The following is a 14,688-nucleotide window of genomic DNA, read 5'->3' on the forward strand; positions in this document are numbered from 1 at the left end:
GCTTATGCATGCCGCTTTTTGTTTTTGCCTTTGTTCATGAATTTCAGGTGGATCACTTCCCGTTCGGTCAGAAAACGGTACTTTCCCCGGGGAATGTCTTTCTTGCTCAACCCCGCAAAGGTAACCCGATCCAAGGCCGTCACTTCGTAGCCGAAATGGGCAAATAGTCTGCGTACAATCCGGTTTTTTCCCGAATGGATTTCCAGCCCCAGAATGGTTTTGTCCAGGGAGAGTACTTGCAAATCGTCCACCTGCGTCAGGCCGTCTTCCAGCGTCACTCCTTCCCGAATGGCATCCACATCGTTTTTGCTAATGGGCTTGTCCAATGTCACCTGATAGATTTTTTTAATCTCATAGGCGGGATGGGTCAGGCGTGCAGAGAGTTCTCCGTCATTGGTAAACAGGAGCAAACCCGTGGTGTTTCGATCCAGTCTTCCAACAGGAAACAAGCGTTCCTCGCAGGCCCCCTCTATCAGGTGCATGACCGTTTTTCGTTCCAAAGGGTCGTCTGTGGTAGTGATGAAATCTTTGGGTTTATTTAGCAAGAGGTATACCGGCTTTTCTGGCCGGATGGACTTGCCACGGCAGGTAACTTTATCCTTCCGGGATACCTTGTAGCCCAATTCGGTGATTACCTGCCCATTTACGGTGATTTCTCCTTTTTCTATCAGTGTATCTGCCTCTCTTCGGGAACAAACGCCCGCATTGGCGATGTATTTGTTCAGACGGATTGCCTCCGTGTCTTTCGGTACCTGCTTTCGTATGGCGGAAAGGTCGTACTCCGGTTGGTTTTCGGTTTTTTCTTTCTTGCCGGGTTTTCCTGCTTTTTTTATCGGTGAGTACGGTTTCCGAAAGCTTTTCTTTTTGGCTCCACGTTCCTCAACCTCTCCGTAAATGGGCTTTTGATTCTTCCCTCTTCCCTTGTATTCACTTTTTTCCGTGCGTAGGCCTGTTTCGGTCTTCTTGGGCTTGCCTTTTTCGTGGAGGGATGATTTTGCTGAACCGCGCGCAAACCTGCTGGATTTTCCAGCAGCATCGCTTGAATTTGTATCGGATTTTTTCATAAAGATTGCAGCATCGCTGCTGTAGTTAACTCGTGTATGCATGCGCAAAATCAATCCAAATGGACGTATTGTTACGCAAAGCGGCTGTAAATTTAGGATTTATTTATGGGATAATTTTAAAAAATCGAGAAAATCATTCTTTTTGGTCGCCGATTTCGTTTTCTTCGGGCTTGAAATCTTTGGGTTGCGGCAGGTCGCTCAAGTCATTGATGCCAAAATATTCCATGAATTTCTGACTAGTGCCGTAAAGTAAGGGCCGGCCAATACCCTCGGATTTTCCCTTGATGGCTACCAGTGACTTTTCTAACAGCTTTTGAACAGAGTAGTCGCAGTTCACACCCCGGATTTGTTCGATTTCAGACTTGGTCACCGGTTGTTTGTAGGCGATGATGGACAGCGTTTCCAACTGGGCGGTAGACAGCCGTTTCTGGGATTGGTGTTTTTGCAGAATAGCAATGCTGCTTTGGTAGGCCGGTTTGGTTAAAAACTGATAGCCCCCGGCTATTCTTTCGAGGCTAAAGGCATGACTATCGCTTTGGTATTGCTGTTGCAGGGCTTGCACTGCTTCTTCCAGGTGCTCGACTGGAATTTCGGATTCAAACATTTCGGATAGGCACTTCCGCATCTCCTCCAATCCCAGCGGATCGGAGGAGCAGAATACCAATGCCTCAATGTGTCGGTGTAAAAAATCCAAACTTATTTTTTCGCTAATTTAGCTTCAATGCTGTGCATGGTATGCGGTACGGCCCGCAACCGTTCTTTGCTTATGAGCTTGCCGGTGTCCACACAGACCCCGTAGGTCCCGTTTTTAATTCTCCTCAGGGCGTTTTCGAGGTTGATGATGAATTTTTGTTGCCGGGCTGCCAGTTGACTCAGGCTCTCCCTTTCCAGCGTATCGGCTCCGTCTTCCAAAATTTTGGAAGTCGAGGCAGTATTGTCCGTGCCGCTGTCATTTTGTTTGCTGAGAGACCTTTTCAATTGCCCAAGTTCTTCTCTGGCGACCGCAAGCTTTTCATTGATTAATACTTCAAATTCCTGAAGTTCCTCCCGGGAGTAAGTGGTTTTTTCTTCCTGGCTCATGTATCCGTTTTTTAAAAATTTCCCTAAAATACAGTGACTATTCTAAAATCAAAAATCAAATATTTTTAATTTGCGCACACACGTCGGCCCGCCGCTCCATTTAATTCTAAATCGGCTATAAAACACAGGGATTGAGGGAGGTAAATTTATATTTACGGCTCGCTTTTAGTAGAATCTTTGGAAATAGGGAGTTAGGTAAATTTTTGAAATCGGATTCAATGGTCCTGTTTGATTAATCCCCGTTATTGTCGTATTTTCGTTCTCAATTCAACAATAAACCAATGCTAGCTCTGATGAAAAAAATTGCATGTATCGCTGTATTCGCTCTCATTTCCTTTTCCCTTCATGCGCAAAAAGCAGACAAAGAAGGCTGGATCAAACTTTTTAATGGCAAATCCTTTAAGGGGTGGAGTATCAGCGAAAATCCGGAATCGTTCTCGATAGAAGACGGTGTGATCAAAATTGATGGCCCACGGGCGCATCTATTCTACACCGGGAAAGTGGCGGACCATGACTTCAAAAACTTCGAATTGAAACTGCAAATCAAAACCATGCCCAACGCCAACTCGGGTATTTTTATCCATTCCGAATTTCAGGAAGGGGGATGGCCAGAGAAAGGTTACGAAATCCAGGTAAACCAAACGCACGGGGACTGGAGAAAAACCGGAAGTGTGTACAGTTTTAAGGATGTCAAGGAAACCTACGTACCGGATGGAGAATGGTACACCAAACACATCATTGTGCAGGGTGATCAGGTAACGGTAAAGGTCAATGGAAAGGTAATCAACGAATTCACGGAATCAACAGATCGGGGAGAAATCGGTGACAGCAGGAAAAGGTTGAGCAGTGGCACCATCGCGCTACAGGCTCACGATCCGAAAAGTGTCATCTACTACAAGGACATTATGATCAAACCCCTTCCCTGATGATGGAAGTTCCGCTTCGGTAGTCCCTGGGATCGAGTAGTGTTCGTACAAAAACCCGGGTATTACTTTTTGTTTTCAACCGATGAGTAAAGAAAGAGTACGTTTTGACCCGAAAGCGCTACGTGGATTTACCATCCGTGCATTTACTCATTTCGGAGTTTCTGAGGAGGATGCCTTCCAGGCGGCAGATGTTCTCGCTTACAGCGACGAACATGGTATTGATTCCCATGGAGTGGCCCGATTAAAAACCTACGTGGATCTATTAAAAGCGGGCAGGATTAATCCCAAACCCAAACTTAAAGTCATCCGGGAAAAGCATGCCGTAGCCACGGTGGATGGAGACAATGGGCTGGGTTTGGTTGTAGGGCCGAAATGCATGGAAATGGCCATAGAAAAAGCCCGGATGCACGGGCAGGGTTCGATTTCGGTATGCCATACCAACCATTATGGGGCTGCGGGCTATTATCCCTTGATGGCGGTACGGGAGGATTTTATTGGCATGTCCATGACCAATTCTTCCAAGGGAGTGGTCCCGTTCAACGGTATAGATAAAATGCTCGGAACCAACCCCCTTGCCATGGGTTTTCCCACGGGGGTTGAGCCTACTGTTTTGATGGATTTTGCCAGCAGCACGGTAGCCTACGGTAAGGTGGAAATCGCCTGGAGGGCAGGAGAAAACGTGCCGCTGGGATGGTGTCTGGACGATCAGGGTCGCGGCACCACTGTGCCGGAGCGCATGATGCAGGGCGGGGCTTTGCTACCCCTGGGCAGTAGCAAAGAAGGATCCGGGCACAAGGGATATTGCATCGCAGGGATTGTAGACCTCATGACCGCGGTTTTGAGCGGGGCCAATTGGGGACCATTTGCCACCCCTTTTGCCATCGACTCCCCGCGGTCAGAAAAGCAGGTAGGAAAGGGGATTGGTCATTTTTTCGGAGCCTGGGACATAGAAGGGTTTCGCGACCTCAAGGTCTTCAAGTCAGACATGGACGCCTGGATACAGACCATGCGTGCCACGCGACACCTGCCGGGTGGTCCAAAAGTTCGGATCCCGGGTGATCCGGAGTGGGCAGCCTACCGGATTCGGATGAAGGAAGGCATTCCTCTGCAACTGCCGGTGGTCCGGGATTTGGAAACCATCGCAGCCGCTTTGGGTATTCCTGCCCCCTAGAACCCCTGGGGTCGAATTCATGTTATGGCTGATAGAAAGGTAAACTGTCCATGAGAATTTCGCAGCTATACATGCCAACTCTCCCGCTCCTCCTTGGTTGTTTGGGGCAACTCTTGTTTTTGTCCGGACGACCGGTGGCAGCCGTGCAGGCCATAGACCCTATTGTGTTGAAGGTGACCTCCCAGTTATTTGTTCCCTCGGACTACTACATTAAAGGAGTGATTGATGACCGCACCGACCGATCCCCGGTGGCATTTTTGGTGCCCGGTGCCAATAGCGGCAGGCAGTTGGAGACGGTGGATCTCGAAGGAGGAGCCCTGAAAGGCCTGGAAACGTACCTGTTCGCGGTACTTCCCCAAAACCAAAAATTAAAACCGATCGTGGTCCGAATCAAGGATTTGAAAATCCTGGAGGAGCTTAAGGGCGAGGGGAAAGGGCTGGTAGCGGGCGAGGTTTTCCTGGATTTTTCCTTTGAATTGGACAGGGGAGACGAGCTCGTTCACTTATTGGATTTTCAGGGGGGAATCAGTTACAAACGGGGGATTCGGCAATTTTACCTGATCGAACCTGTGCTCAGAAGGTCCATCAACAATTCCCTCACGTATTTTAATGACTGGATAGAAAAGGAATCCAAAAATGAAATCAAGCTTCTCAGCGATGTGCAGGTGCGCATACGGGATTACCGGGAAGATTTGGGAGACGATACCGTGTTTTACAACCCCATCCGGCCCCTAACCTGGGCTGATTTTAAAGGAAGACCCCGGTTCAATAATTACGCAGCCTCCATCTTTGCCAGCATCAGCTACGAAGGCGATAGCTGGATCGAAGACGGAGAAGTAATCGTGGACCTGGTGTTTAAAACCTACATGCTAAAAAGCGCTTCCTGGGTGCGCGGGACCAATAATAGCTATGGGCTGAATCACGAACAACGGCACTTTGATATTGCGAAAATCGTGATGGAACGCCTGAAGGAACGCGTGCAGCAACTGGATCTACAGCCGCATAATTTTGATAGAAAGGTTTCTTTCCATTACCTGGAGGCCTATCGGGAAATGAATCGGCTTCAGGAGCAATACGACCGCGAAACCGCCCACGGATTGAACGGTCCTGCGCAGGAGCGATGGAACCAGAAAATCGACGAGGAGTTGCGTCATTTTGGGCTGAAGTGAATTTCTGAGAAAACAGGCAAGCGAAATCCTCAGAACCGGGCCGGGTGGGTAGGTTACCCGTGAATCTCTTACCCCTAATGGAAAAAAAATGACCGTCGGATAGACGGCCATTTTCCCAAGGAACGCAGGTGGGTGGTTTTAAAAGCTGACCGGTTCGGCAATCCGGTAGGCACTGGTCCCGGTATGGGTTCTTCCAAACATGTCCCGTGCCCGCACCGTAATCGTGTGCATACCAACGGGTAGGTTTGTGGGGATGGCGCCTCGCCAAAGATGGGTAGAATTGACCGGGTTCGAAGGTCGCCTGCCTGCCTCCAGGGATTCCATCAAATCCCATTCCATGACATCTACCAGGAAGGAAGGATCCGGTGCTTCGATCCAGGTCATGGGGCGCCAATCTCCATTATCAATTTTGTATTCTACCAGGTCGTCTTTGTCTCCGATAAAGAAATTGGCGAATATGCCGGAGGAGCTGCCTCGGTTATTGGCTACGACCTTGGGATTAAAAATCCGTAGCTGATAATCTCTGGGCTCTCCTACTACCTTGTAGTCGATTGTGTATCGATTACCTGAAACCTGTAGCAGGGCGTACCCTTTTGGCGTACCATCACGCATGGTGGAAATGGGAATACCCTGTTCATTCAGTTTTCCGGAGTACCAATCCCCAGAGGTAGTACCGGCATTGTATTCGTGAAAACGCCCTTCACCTTCCCATCCATCTTCGGCCGTATAGAAATTATGTCGTTGCAGGTGGGTGTGGGCCGATAGGGCAAGGCGGTTCGGGTAGTCTTTCAACAAGTCAAACAATCGTTTTCGGTCACTATTGCGAAAGGCATTTTCATTTTGGTGAAGCAAGGGGATGTGAAATGAAAGCACCACCAGGCGGTCCGTGTCTACGTGTTTCAGATTGTTTTCGACAAAATCCAACTGGTCCTGCCGGAAGCCTCCCCAGTACCCTTGCCCGTCTCTGGGATCGGGGTACAGGATGTCGTCCAATACGATAAAATGTGCACTGCCGTAGTTAAAGGCATAGGAGGAGGGCCCAAAGGTCTTCTCGAAGGATTCATCCGCATGCGCGTCAATCGTTGCATCGTAATTCATGTCGTGGTTTCCCATGACATTGTACCAGGGCCAGCTGGTTTGTTTCAGGATTTCCACGTAACCCGGATGAAGGTCCAGGTCGTCACCGGCAAGGTCTCCCAGACTAATCCCAAAGCGAATACCGGATTCGTTTTTGGCCTCACTGACTACCCCCTTTGCAAAGGCTTCCAGTTCTTTCTGGGTGTAGGGTTGCGGGTCCCCGAAGACCATGGCGGTAAATTCTTCCGGTTCCTCGGATAGATAAAGCGCAAAATCCACCGATTTCGGTAATTTCCCAGTGGGTGCAACCCCGCCGTATTCTAGCTCTGGTGAACCTTCGGGTTTGTGGTTGTAGTAGAATGCGGGCAATCCGTTTGCTTCCGTAGGGACAGCGTATCCGGACGGTTTGATGACAAAAATTATCTCATCCCCGGTTATGGGAAGCCGGTACCTACCGTCCTCATCGGTGAGTACCACCTCTACACCGTTGCTAACGCCTACGGCGGGGAGGCCTTTTTCTCTGCGTTCTTTTTTTCCATTTTGGTTGCTGTCTTCAAACACAAAGCCCGATACATGATCCTGGGCGAAAACCGAAATGCTGATGCAGCAACACCAGCATAAAAATGCGATATTTTTCATAAGGGTTGATTGTATTTCTTTTCAAGCAATTTAGGGAATCGCTGATAAAGTTGCGTTAACTTAACGTTATCGTTCCGTGTTGCTTCCGGAGGATTTTTCCCGCTCCTTGCGTTAGGAGCAAGGGGATGCATAACTTATCGAGGACCCTGGTTGTGAAAGACCACCAGACCGTCTTTGCCAGCAACCACAATGTCCAATAGGCCGTTACCATTCAGATCTTCTACCGAAAAATACAGTCCGGCACCCTTTCCTTCTCCAAATGGCCCGTAACTTATAATATTTTTTGTAAAGGATTCTCCGTTCCACTTGAAATAATACAGCCCCAAATGGTCGTTTGCTCCCGGGTCTCTTCCATTATGGGCCCGGTAGCGCTTACCGGTGATCAATTCCATCTGCCCGTCGTTGTCAATATCTGCCCATTCCATGGTGTGGTACTGGGATTGAAAGGGATCGATGGGGCGTTTCGTGAAGGAAATCTCCTCGCCTTCGCGCTTCTGTTCGTACCAATGCAAGCCATAGTCGTGGCCTTGCCCCACAATAAAGTCATTCAATCCATCCGCATTCACATCGGTAACGATAATAGGCACACTGGCTCCGCCCAGGGAAAAAGAAGGATGAAGCTTCCAGGTACCTGTTTCCAAATCGCCAGGGGCTTCCAGCCATCCTTCCGGGACAATAAAGTCCCCCTGCCCGTCTCCATTGATATCGCCAAAGCCCAGGCCGTGTCCGTGTTTTTCGGTGACGGGGTGCTTTTCAAAGCGGCCTGTTCCCTTACCGTTGGTGTCCCGAATCAGGCGGTAGTAGGCCAGGGGTTGGTTGGGGGTATTGGGGACAACGTCCAGGTGGCCATCTCCGTCCACGTCCCAGGCACGGGTGGTTTCCACATTTCCGGTATTGGCGATTTCGTGCACCACCCATTCTCCGTTATTTCCAGGGTTTTCCACCCAAAACAGCGTCTTTCCAAACCAACCTCCGGTAACGTAATCCATTTTTCCGTCTCCATTCACATCCATCGGTATGGTGGAAAAATCATCGAAATATTCACTCACCCTTTTTACCTGGCCAATAAGCTGTCGGGTTGAAAATTCCGGACCTTTGTACCAATAGCTTCCGGAAACTAAATCCGGGTTTCCATCGCCATCTACATCAAACACGCCCACGGATTCCGCGCTTTCCATCGCGATGAGTTGTTTTTCGAAGGTAACCGGCTTGGGGTCAATGTTGAGAAGTGTCAACGAAAGAGCAATGCATGTATATCCAATCATGCTATAAAGTTAGTGTATTTACCGTACAAAGTATCCTGCACTATCCTGTTTGATAGCCGATTTAAAATCGTTTGCCCGGCAGAAGGAGCCAATTTGAAAGAGATTTTCCTTTTCGTGCGAGAGATTGCCCGCAAAAGTGTTAACGTGTAAAAGGTCAGGCCCGTCTTTTCCAGGGTTTGCTCAACGGATAAAATACCAGCTACTGAAAGCCAAATCCCTCGTTGTCCTTGGGATTCTCTCCTGGCATCTCCATTCCAAAGGCGCCAGCTACCTAGACAGCACCAGACACCATCATCGAAAGAAATAGTTTCCAGTCTAATCGTTTGAAAAATGAAACGTATACCATGCCCAGTAGCGGTCCTGCCCTGCCGAACGGAGCAATCCAGGCGCACTAAAAATAATCGGATCGGCCTACGTTTTTTCAAAAAAAGCCAATCAAAAATCCATGGATTTGGGGGCTTCATTCAGGCATAAAAATGCAACGACAAGCGCCTACCCGAGTCAGCCAGGCGATGGAATCTCGTCATTTTTTTTAGAGGATAGCCTGAGAAAAGCAGCAAGGATGCGGTAAGGAGTATCAACGAGGAAGGAAAGAGGGTATATTGCCTTCCTCGGTAAAGTCAAAAATACGGATGAAAAATTGAAAAATAGGCCGCGAATCTTCCATTGGGTGTTGCATCCAGACAGCTGCCAGATTCAATCCCAGCTGGAAAAGGATGCGATATGCTGTAACGATTGATAGAGAGCCGAGGGGAAGTGGATATTTCATCGGTACGTAATTTCTTTTTAGCAGGCAGCTGTCTGCCTGCCTCTGACAGGCTCGATTTCAGAGGGCTTGTCGGAAGGATGTTCCCAACTTTCAGTAGGAGTGAGGGGGTCATTTGATTTCAAAAAAAACAAAAAAATGCTGCCCGGGAGGTAACATTACCGGCCAGGCAGCATTTTGCGAGGGTGAAAAAATCCAAAAAACCGTTGGGGCCTCGGTGATGGTTAATTTTCCAGCAACCATTGGTTAACCCGCTGGTTGAAATCCTCAAGATTTTCCCAATGAAAGGCATGTCCGCTACCCGGGTAGATGTGTAGCTGAGAATTGGGAATGGCTTCGGCCACTTCCCGGGTCATCCATTGCGGTGTAAACGCATCTACCTCTCCGCCCAGTACAAAGGTAGGATGGGAGATGGAAGGTAGTTGCTCCAACACCTGGTGGTGGATACATGCCTCGGCCTGTCCTTCCAGACCAATCAAGGGTTGGGGGTTGGGCTCCAGGGCGGCGTTTTTCCGGTCTTCTTCCAGGCCTTCGAAACTTTTTTTGTCATCAAAAGAGGCTTTGGAATAAATCAACAGTTGCACGTACAAGCTAAATTCTTCCGGGCGCAGCCGGGCTTTGCAATCTACCATGTGTCGGAAGATCGTTTCGGCCATCCGGTCGCAGCGTGCCCAAGGGCACATAAGTACCAGGGATCGCAGCAGTTCGGGATGGCGAATGGCCAATTGCTGGGCGATGATGCTGCCCATGGACACACCTACTACGCGGACATCCCTAAGGTCCAGGTGGCGCAATAACCCGGCGCAGTCGTCCGCCATTTGCGCCGAACTGTAAGGGCCTGGAGGCTTATCGGATAGTCCTACACCGCGGTTATCGACCACAATGCAGCGAAAGCTTTTTTCCCAATGTGCCAGGTGTTTTTCCCAGACGGATCCCGGGGCGGTGATTCCCATGATCAATAGTAACGGATCACCCGATCCTTTTTCCTCGTAATAGAGGTTGATTCCATTGCTTTGAACGGTAGGCATTTTCTATTTCAGTTTTGGAATGAGCGATTCATGAACCCATTTGCCATCGTGGAGGGTGACAAAATCGGGATCCTCCAGCGCTTCCTGCCCCTCGTCTTCGCAGATGATCCAGCCGTTGAATTGTTCGTCTTTTAACCATTGCGTGATCCCGGTGAAATCCACCTTTCCTTTTCCCATCAGCGTGAATTCCGGATTTCCGTCCCAGTCCTTGTAGTGGACGTGATTGATCAGCGAGCGGTATTCCTTCATCTTTGCCAAAGGGTCCATGCCTCCATTAATGATGTGGCCCACATCCGGGCACCAGCCGGTCACCTTTGGATCCAGGCTTTCCAGAATTACCTGGTAATCTTCTTCCGTTCGGGTAATCGAACTATGGGGTGAATTCGGGTGAAAGCTACTGACCACTCCCTGATCGGCTGCCCGGGAAGACACGGTGTTTACGATCTCCACCAGGTTTTTTCTCCGCTGCACCAGATCGTGTCGGCCGGTGGGTATCTGCACGGTACAGAGAACCGAGCCGGGGAATTTGGCGAGCAGTTTGATGGCCTCATCGGCGATCTTTTTCTCCTCCTCGGTTTCCTGGCTCCCGTTCCAATCCAGTGCGAGGGCAACCGCTGCCAGATCGATATTTTCGTCCTTGAGTTTCTTCTCGAGCAGATCGGCATCCGCCAGGGGGCCCATCCAGGTAAAAATCGGTTGGATTCCCGTAAATCCAGCTTTGGCGATTACTTCAATCATGTGGCCGAGCTGACCTTTGTAGGTTTCTCCATTGTTACTCATGAACCAGGTATAGACTTCTGCTCCGAATCGAAAGGGTAAGGTATTCATTGTTTTTTTTAGTTAAGTTAGTTGACGTGAGAGATGAAGTTGGAGCCGGATTAAAGTCCGTGTTTGGCCCCCATTTCCCGGATAAAGCGGTATCCGTTTTCGGCCATTTCCCAGGGTTGGGAAAACTCCCGCCATACACCGATGGAGTTGGCAAAGTCTGGATCATTTCTGGTAAATCCCTCAATCGTGAGCCAGCCTCCAAATTTGATCGCTGCCAAGGTAGAAAAGGTATCGTCCCAGGGAACATGACCGGAACCTGGAGTGCCGCGATCGTTTTCGCTGATGTGCACGTGGCCCAGGTAGGGGGCCACCTTGCGGAGGGCATCCCCAAGTTTTTTCTCCTCAATGTTGGCATGATGGGTGTCAAACATGGCCTTCACATTGGGGTGGTCGACTTTTTTAACCAAATGGATTAATTGGTCCATGGTGTTGCACAGGTAGCATTCAAAGCGGTTTAGGGCTTCCGGCGTGAGGACGATGCCAGCCTGGGCCGCATGGTCACCTGCTTCCCGCAGCACGGCTGCGCTCCATTCGTATTCCTCCTCTGTGGGAGACCGCTGAGCAAAGGTAGAAAAAGCGGAATGGAAGGGGCCGCAGATCACTTTTGCCCCCAGGTCGTGGGAGCGGTCGATGGTCCATTTTATTTTTTCCAGGGCTTTTGCCCGCACGGCGGTGCTGGGGTCTATCGGATTTTCATCCGGGCCCAATACGAAAACTGTCGTGGTCTCCAGACCAGCCTCGCTTGTAAAGGAGCCGATTTCCCGGTAGGCTTTTTCATCGGGCGATCCCACAAAAAATTCAACGCCATCGTAACCAATCGCTTTTAGCCGCTCAATGATGGGTTTTAGTTCATCCGAAACAACGGCAGACCAGGCCAGCACGTTAAATCCAATTTTATTCATGATATGTACGTTAATGATGGGTAAAAAAAGGTGTTTTCTAAGGGGATTATTCGAAATCCGATACCTTCATTCCTGTTCTGAAATTATCAAATCCAAACATGGTCGGTTCGTAGGAACCAACGATGGATACCTCGGCTTTTTCTGGAATCATTGGTTCCATGTCGAGGCCCCAGTAGGTGGCGTTGACAATGAGCCTCCGCAAATCCTCGCTGAGCAAGTCCACAGAAGCCCCCATGGTACTGGCGAAGACCCTGCCTTTTTTCCCGCCATCCAGGGCGTAGGATTTGGTCCAGGCTACCGGCATCAGGGATTTTTCCCAATTGATTGGGGCATCGGGAGTCATCCCGGAGGTAGACGCACCGTGAATCAAAACGGTCGCATCTTCTCCGATGTCGGTCACCGTATACACATCCGATGCGGCCCAAATATCCTTCACTCCATTCAGAATGGGGTTTTTGGCAGCCGCCTGAACGCCGTCCAATAAGGCACGGGTACCTTCTACGGCATGGTGTCCGTGATGGGCCACCCATGTTTCTCCGAGAATCTTCTTTCCAAAACCTTTTTCCCAGCCTGGAGATTGGCTACGCCAGTGGTATTTGGCGTAGGGACTTTCGCTTTCCGCACTGTAGTTGAAGGCATGGGTAGACGTTCGGAGTGCGATTAGCGGCTTTCCGGCTTTCAGAAAGGCATCGAAGTAGCGCATTTGTTCATCCGGAAGCTCCCGAAAGCGCAGCAGGATGATGGCCAGGTCGGCGTCTTCCAGGGCTTCCATGCCGGGGATGTTGTTTTTATAGTTGGGGACCACTTCGTTTTTTTCCGGATTGATGGGAAAAAGTACCGTTGTGGAAAATCCATGATGGGTGGAGAGAATTTTTGCGAGCATGGGAAGGCCTTCTTCCGAGCGGTATTCATCGTCCCCTGCGATCAGAACGATTTTTTTTCCCTTACCGGGGCCCTCTTTGCCGTCAAAATGGAGCATCAGCTTTTCCTGTTGGGCCACGCAAAAGTTGCCGGACAGCACGAAAGAAAGGAGAAACGCCAGGAAAGAAAGGTAGCGGCTGTTGGTGTGTAGAAAGGGTGCTTTCATGGAGAAAAGAAGTTGTTTTGGAGTTTAAAGTACGTAAATTGTTTGGAACAATTCCTACAGATAATCGATCTAATGTACGAATATAGGATAAAAGGGGCAAACCAGACGTCTGTCGCCTGTTTCGCCCCTTTCGGTTTGTTTTTTCCAATTGGCTGATCAATACCCGGTATTTTGTGTCAGCTTGTCGTTGTTTCGGATCTCTGCGGTAGGAATGGGGAAGAGCAATTCCCGCTCCCGAAGGGTAGGTCCGTACGAAAATTCATGTCCCACGTAGTCTTCAAATTGCCGGGTATTTACATTGAAGGCCTTTCTCAGGCGTACCATGTCGTACCATGTTTTGTTTTCAAAGCACAATTCCACCCATTTTTCCCTCCAGACAGCCTCCCGGAATTCTTCCTTGCTGAGGTTTTCGAGCTCCGGAAGGTTTGCTCTTCGGCGAATACTGTTGATCGCTTCGTAGGCTGCAGTGGTAGGGCCATTTGCTTCGTTAATGGCCTCTGCATAGATCAGAAGAATTTCGGCATACCGGTAGACGGGCCAGTTCATCCCACTGCTGGTGGTTGATAGCTGGGCCTCTTCGTCGAAATGCTTCCAGATGTAGTAGTCACCCAATTCCATGACCGTGCTTCTATCCGATTCCAGACTGTATTCGGTGTAGAAGAATTCCTTTTCCTCTGCCCGCTTATCTCCGGACTCAAAGGATTCCACAAATTCCTGATTGGCAAAAATACCGCCGGTTTCGGCGCTATAGGCGGATATTCCCCGGTTGTAGGGAATGATGGAAACCTGCCAGGAAGAGGGTACCGTAAAGGCCGCGTATTGCTTCATGAAGATGTGTTCGCCCTGGTTTTTGTCTTCCACGGAATGCAGGCTGCTGTACGAATCAAACAAGCTGAATACGCCGGATTGGATGACATCATCCGCTTTTTCTGCCGCTAGTTGGTAATACTGGTCTCCTGCCTGAAGGGGGTAACCGGCCATGGTGAGGTACACGCTGGAAAACAGCGATTTGACTGCTCCCATGGAGACCCTTCCGGTGGCATCCCTCCAGGGCAAGCCGGAGTTTTCAGCGACCTCCAGATCGGCTACGATCTGATTGTATACCGCTTCGGTACTTGCCGGATCGGGGTACAATTCCGGGCTGGTAAGGTCGATAGAGGTGGTAATTAGTGGAATGTTTCCAAAGATCCGGATCAGGTTGAAATAGTAGTAGGCCCGTAAAAACCGCGCTTCTCCCAGCAGTCGGTTTTGCAGTGCATTGTCCATTTCGATTTCCGGGATTTTTTCAATGGCCAGATTGGCATTGGCAATTCCCCTGTACGAACTGGTCCAGTAGGTTTGTCCGTAGCCATTGTCGGAGTTATTGATCAGGTTTCGGACAAAGAGGCTGTTTTGTGCCTGTCCCAGTTCTGTATTGGCAAGGCCTGTGGCAAACTCCAGCATCATCCAGGGTCCTCCACCAAATCCACTTTGCATGACGGGGTAAAGACTCTCGTAGATGGAATTCACCACGCTGGTGGCGTGTTCTGGCCGGGTGAAGTAATTCTCCAGGGTAAAATTCGACTTATCGGTCTCTTCCAGAAATTCGTTGCATCCCCAAACCGTGCTCATGACTAGTCCGATGAGGCAAAATCGGCTGAATTGTATGATGTATTTTTTCATGATGTTCATTTTTTCAAGCTTTTC

General features: G+C 49.6%; 13 protein-coding genes. 3 read left to right on the forward strand and 10 right to left on the reverse strand.

Features of this window, described 5'->3' with window-relative positions:
* Positions 1-2 precede the first annotated feature (2 nt).
* From ABWH99_RS04180 to ABWH99_RS04190, 3 genes are all read right to left on the reverse strand, one after another.
* Positions 3-1,064: a pseudouridine synthase gene (locus ABWH99_RS04180; protein ID WP_375586536.1), complete on the reverse strand. Its 1,062-nt coding sequence runs from the start codon at positions 1,062-1,064 to the stop codon at positions 3-5.
* A 133-nt stretch (positions 1,065-1,197) separates the two neighbouring features.
* Positions 1,198-1,758 carry an SMC-Scp complex subunit ScpB gene (gene scpB / locus ABWH99_RS04185; RefSeq protein ID WP_375585053.1) on the reverse strand — a complete coding sequence of 187 codons (561 nt, stop codon included), beginning with the start codon at positions 1,756-1,758 and terminating at the stop codon, positions 1,198-1,200.
* Between the two features lie 2 nt (positions 1,759-1,760).
* Positions 1,761-2,144 carry a TraR/DksA C4-type zinc finger protein gene (locus ABWH99_RS04190; protein WP_154854043.1) on the reverse strand — a complete coding sequence of 128 codons (384 nt, stop codon included), beginning with the start codon at positions 2,142-2,144 and terminating at the stop codon, positions 1,761-1,763.
* 293 nt (positions 2,145-2,437) lie between these two features.
* On the opposite strand from ABWH99_RS04190, the gene ABWH99_RS04195 reads away from it, so the two are divergent.
* From ABWH99_RS04195 to ABWH99_RS04205, 3 genes are all read left to right on the forward strand, one after another.
* Positions 2,438-3,070 carry a DUF1080 domain-containing protein gene (locus ABWH99_RS04195; RefSeq protein ID WP_375585054.1) on the forward strand — a complete coding sequence of 211 codons (633 nt, stop codon included), beginning with the start codon at positions 2,438-2,440 and terminating at the stop codon, positions 3,068-3,070.
* Between the two features lie 82 nt (positions 3,071-3,152).
* Entirely contained in the window at positions 3,153-4,241 is a 1,089-nt protein-coding gene (locus ABWH99_RS04200; protein WP_375585055.1) for an Ldh family oxidoreductase, read from the forward strand.
* A 50-nt stretch (positions 4,242-4,291) separates the two neighbouring features.
* Complete coding sequence (locus ABWH99_RS04205; protein ID WP_375585056.1) at positions 4,292-5,410, forward strand: hypothetical protein; 1,119 nt, start codon at positions 4,292-4,294, stop codon at positions 5,408-5,410.
* 138 nt (positions 5,411-5,548) lie between these two features.
* On the opposite strand, the gene ABWH99_RS04210 is transcribed toward ABWH99_RS04205, so the two are convergent.
* The 7 genes from ABWH99_RS04210 to ABWH99_RS04240 form a co-directional block, all read right to left on the reverse strand.
* Positions 5,549-7,126 (reverse strand): calcineurin-like phosphoesterase C-terminal domain-containing protein, encoded by a 1,578-nt coding sequence (locus tag ABWH99_RS04210; protein ID WP_375585057.1) that lies wholly within the window; start codon positions 7,124-7,126, stop codon positions 5,549-5,551.
* A gap of 134 nt (positions 7,127-7,260) precedes the next feature.
* Positions 7,261-8,391, reverse strand: a complete 1,131-nt coding sequence (locus ABWH99_RS04215) for an FG-GAP repeat domain-containing protein (protein ID WP_375585058.1) — start codon at positions 8,389-8,391, stop codon at positions 7,261-7,263.
* 990 nt (positions 8,392-9,381) lie between these two features.
* Positions 9,382-10,185: an alpha/beta fold hydrolase gene (locus tag ABWH99_RS04220; protein WP_375585059.1), complete on the reverse strand. Its 804-nt coding sequence runs from the start codon at positions 10,183-10,185 to the stop codon at positions 9,382-9,384.
* A 3-nt stretch (positions 10,186-10,188) separates the two neighbouring features.
* A complete protein-coding gene (locus tag ABWH99_RS04225; RefSeq protein WP_375585060.1) occupies positions 10,189-11,013 on the reverse strand; it encodes a sugar phosphate isomerase/epimerase family protein in 825 nt (274 codons plus the stop codon).
* Between the two features lie 50 nt (positions 11,014-11,063).
* Entirely contained in the window at positions 11,064-11,915 is an 852-nt protein-coding gene (locus ABWH99_RS04230) for a sugar phosphate isomerase/epimerase family protein (RefSeq protein ID WP_375585061.1), read from the reverse strand.
* A gap of 46 nt (positions 11,916-11,961) precedes the next feature.
* Positions 11,962-13,002 carry a hypothetical protein gene (locus ABWH99_RS04235; protein ID WP_375585062.1) on the reverse strand — a complete coding sequence of 347 codons (1,041 nt, stop codon included), beginning with the start codon at positions 13,000-13,002 and terminating at the stop codon, positions 11,962-11,964.
* Positions 13,003-13,158: 156 nt separating this feature from the next.
* Positions 13,159-14,664 (reverse strand): RagB/SusD family nutrient uptake outer membrane protein, encoded by a 1,506-nt coding sequence (locus ABWH99_RS04240; RefSeq protein WP_375585063.1) that lies wholly within the window; start codon positions 14,662-14,664, stop codon positions 13,159-13,161.
* Between the last annotated feature and the right edge of the window lie 24 nt (positions 14,665-14,688).

The sequence above is a fragment of the Cyclobacterium xiamenense genome (assembly GCF_042140265.1).
GTDB classification, from domain to species: Bacteria; Bacteroidota; Bacteroidia; order Cytophagales; family Cyclobacteriaceae; genus Cyclobacterium; species Cyclobacterium xiamenense_A.

Coding starts and splice junctions, on each gene's coding strand:
- ABWH99_RS04180 (WP_375586536.1), bottom strand. CDS start 1,064: ATGAAAAAATCCGATACAAATTCAAGCGATGCTGCTGGAAAATCCAGC.
- ABWH99_RS04190 (WP_154854043.1), bottom strand. CDS start 2,144: ATGAGCCAGGAAGAAAAAACCACTTACTCCCGGGAGGAACTTCAGGAA.
- ABWH99_RS04195 (WP_375585054.1), top strand. CDS start 2,438: ATGAAAAAAATTGCATGTATCGCTGTATTCGCTCTCATTTCCTTTTCC.
- ABWH99_RS04200 (WP_375585055.1), top strand. CDS start 3,153: ATGAGTAAAGAAAGAGTACGTTTTGACCCGAAAGCGCTACGTGGATTT.
- ABWH99_RS04205 (WP_375585056.1), top strand. CDS start 4,292: ATGAGAATTTCGCAGCTATACATGCCAACTCTCCCGCTCCTCCTTGGT.
- ABWH99_RS04210 (WP_375585057.1), bottom strand. CDS start 7,126: ATGAAAAATATCGCATTTTTATGCTGGTGTTGCTGCATCAGCATTTCG.
- ABWH99_RS04215 (WP_375585058.1), bottom strand. CDS start 8,391: ATGATTGGATATACATGCATTGCTCTTTCGTTGACACTTCTCAACATT.
- ABWH99_RS04220 (WP_375585059.1), bottom strand. CDS start 10,185: ATGCCTACCGTTCAAAGCAATGGAATCAACCTCTATTACGAGGAAAAA.
- ABWH99_RS04225 (WP_375585060.1), bottom strand. CDS start 11,013: ATGAATACCTTACCCTTTCGATTCGGAGCAGAAGTCTATACCTGGTTC.
- ABWH99_RS04230 (WP_375585061.1), bottom strand. CDS start 11,915: ATGAATAAAATTGGATTTAACGTGCTGGCCTGGTCTGCCGTTGTTTCG.
- ABWH99_RS04235 (WP_375585062.1), bottom strand. CDS start 13,002: ATGAAAGCACCCTTTCTACACACCAACAGCCGCTACCTTTCTTTCCTG.
- ABWH99_RS04240 (WP_375585063.1), bottom strand. CDS start 14,664: ATGAAAAAATACATCATACAATTCAGCCGATTTTGCCTCATCGGACTA.